Origin of the sequence: Buchnera aphidicola (Eriosoma lanigerum) (assembly GCF_964059125.1) — a bacterium.
Lineage (GTDB): Bacteria > Pseudomonadota > Gammaproteobacteria > Enterobacterales > Enterobacteriaceae > Buchnera_D > Buchnera_D aphidicola_C.
This window is the reverse complement of record NZ_OZ060397.1, coordinates 1-2,503: the sequence shown is the minus strand read 5'-3', so window position 1 is coordinate 2,503 and position 2,503 is coordinate 1. Positions and strand designations below refer to the sequence as shown.

Below are 2,503 nucleotides of genomic sequence, written 5' to 3'. Positions count from 1 at the left end.
TTTCTAAAAAAAAATACTAAAAAAAGTATTTTTATTTTTTTACTAAAAAATAAAAATTAAAATTTTTTAACTCTAATTTAAAAATAATATTATTGTTATAGCTAATTCATTTAATTAATATATAAAGAATTAGCTATTTTTTTTAAAGAATAATATTCTATATTAACTCTTTTTTTTAAACCATGTTGTCCCATAGTTTGTAGTTCTTCTAATGTAAAATTTTTTACTAAAATTCTAAGAATATTCTGTTTAGCAATAGTTTCACTATTTGCAATTATTTTTTTTGCTTTTTGTTTTCTTATATAGAAATTTCTTTTTGATTGCCTATATTCTATAATTTTTTTCATTCTATTATTTTTAGTATTTAATAGAACCTCCTTTTCCGTTAAAGGATTTAATCCTTTATTTAATAAATTTTTATTAATCCAAGTTAATTGTTGTTTCTTTGCTTTAATTAAACGATCATTTGAAATATTTATTAATGAAAAGAATAAAGGGGTTAAAGTCATTAATTTAGGCATATAATTTCCCAATACATTATCCCATTTTTTTTCAGATTTTACAAATCCCATTGGTTCCATAAATTCTGTAATTAATCTAGAAGCTCGAGAAATAGATTTGTTTCCAGATTTAGAAATAGTAGATAAACCACATTCATCTGATAGCTGTTCTACTGAAGCATACACTAGATTAGAAGTTAAGTTAAAATGATATAACATAGCCAATACCATAGCTCTTAAAGCACAAGCTCGATGTTCGTTTAATCTTCTTTTTCTCTTTATTAATAGACCTGTTTTTATGTTTTTTGGTTGAATTACGTAATAAATTTCTCCCCTAGCTACATCAATTTCCATAGCTTTTTTCATAGCATATTGAATGAACATTGGTCTCTGTTTTTCATTTTTTGGAATTTTAAATTTTGGAAATGGATTATTTACATATTTCTTTGTAATATACATATATTTTAATATTATTAAAAATTTTAAAAAATGTTTATCTTAAATAAATATCATTTTTTTTAAAAAAATGCAATATATTTAATTTAAATAAAATCAATAATTTATATTAAATTATTTAATAATATAAAAAAATAGCATATTTTAGTTGCATTTCATTATTTTCAAAATTCAAAAGAAGTTATTTTTATATTATTTATAAATTTATATTAATTTATTTAAATTTTTTTTTATATTAATAAAATTATAAAATAATTTACAATTATAAAAGTTAATCAATTTAATAATATATTATTCAATTAATCAATTTTAAATTAGATGTTATATATTTTTTTAAAAAATGTTTTATTAATAATGTTATTTTGCATTTATCTCTTAATATGCATATAAAAAAATAATAACTTGCATCTATTTTTTATTAAACAAAATATCTTATATTCAATATATGTAATTTTTTAGTAAAAAAAAAATTACTTTCAATCTTTTTAAAAAACAATAAAGTGTATTTAAAAATTATTAACTCAAGTACATTATCTCTTAATATTCAATTTAATTTTTTTTATCAATGATAATGATATAACATAACTAATACCATAATTCTTATTATATTAAATATTAAATTAAGAAAAATTAATTTCTATTTTTTTTTTTTTTTTTTTTTTAGTATTTAAAATTAATTAATTAAATATTTATTTTTATTATATATATATATATATTAATAATATTGAAAACTTTAAAATTTAAATTAAATATTATTTTTGTTCAACATAAAACATGTAGATTATTAATCTACATTAAAAAATATTTTTAATATATTATTATTACTTTAATTACTTATTTTATTTATTAAGGATATTTAATTACTAAATTTGTTGATTTTAAAAATATGAAAAAGGTATTTTATGGAAAAAATAATTGAACGAGCAATATATGCAGCAAGATGGTTAATGTTTCCAGTTTATATTGGTTTATCTTTTGGTTTTATTTTACTAACTTTAAAATTTTTTCAACAAATTATCTTCGTACTTCCTGAAATATTTATTATGTCAGAATCAGGTTTAGTATTAATTGTACTTTCATTAATTGATATAGCATTAGTAGGAGGATTATTAGTTATGGTTATGTTTTCAGGATATGAAAATTTCATCTCGAAAATGGAAATGAAAGGTAATCAAAAAAGATTAAGTTGGATGGGTACTATGGATGTAAATTCAATAAAAAATAAAGTTGCTTCATCTATTGTCGCAATCTCTTCTGTACATCTTTTAAGAGTTTTTATGGAAGCTGATAAAGTATTAGATGATAAAATTATGTGGTGTGTATTAATTCATTTAACTTTCGTTTTATCTGCTTTTGGAATGGCTTATATTGATAAAATGAGCAAAAAAACTTAAATTTATAAAAATATTAATTAATTGATGTAATATGTTATTAATTCAATTAATTAATATTAAATTAGATTTTTGATCTTATTTTAAATTTTTTTGAAAAAGTTATTTTGCATTTATCTCTTAATATGAATATAAAAAATAACCATTTGCATTTAT

At 17.8% G+C, this 2,503-nt stretch carries 2 protein-coding genes; one reads left to right on the top strand and one right to left on the bottom strand.

What is annotated here, in order from left to right:
* Positions 1-110: 110 nt before the first annotated feature.
* Positions 111-959: a plasmid replication initiator RepA gene (gene repA, locus AB4W75_RS02750; RefSeq protein ID WP_367679689.1), complete on the bottom strand. Its 849-nt coding sequence runs from the start codon at positions 957-959 to the stop codon at positions 111-113.
* A gap of 899 nt (positions 960-1,858) precedes the next feature.
* Here repA and AB4W75_RS02745 point away from each other — a divergent pair.
* Positions 1,859-2,350 (top strand): TIGR00645 family protein, encoded by a 492-nt coding sequence (locus AB4W75_RS02745; protein ID WP_367679690.1) that lies wholly within the window; start codon positions 1,859-1,861, stop codon positions 2,348-2,350.
* Positions 2,351-2,503: the final 153 nt, after the last annotated feature.

Excerpts from the sequence above, each read along its gene's own strand:
- AB4W75_RS02745 (WP_367679690.1), top strand. The coding sequence starts at position 1,859 with ATGGAAAAAATAATTGAACGAGCAATATATGCAGCAAGATGGTTAATG.
- repA (WP_367679689.1), bottom strand. The coding sequence starts at position 959 with ATGTATATTACAAAGAAATATGTAAATAATCCATTTCCAAAATTTAAA.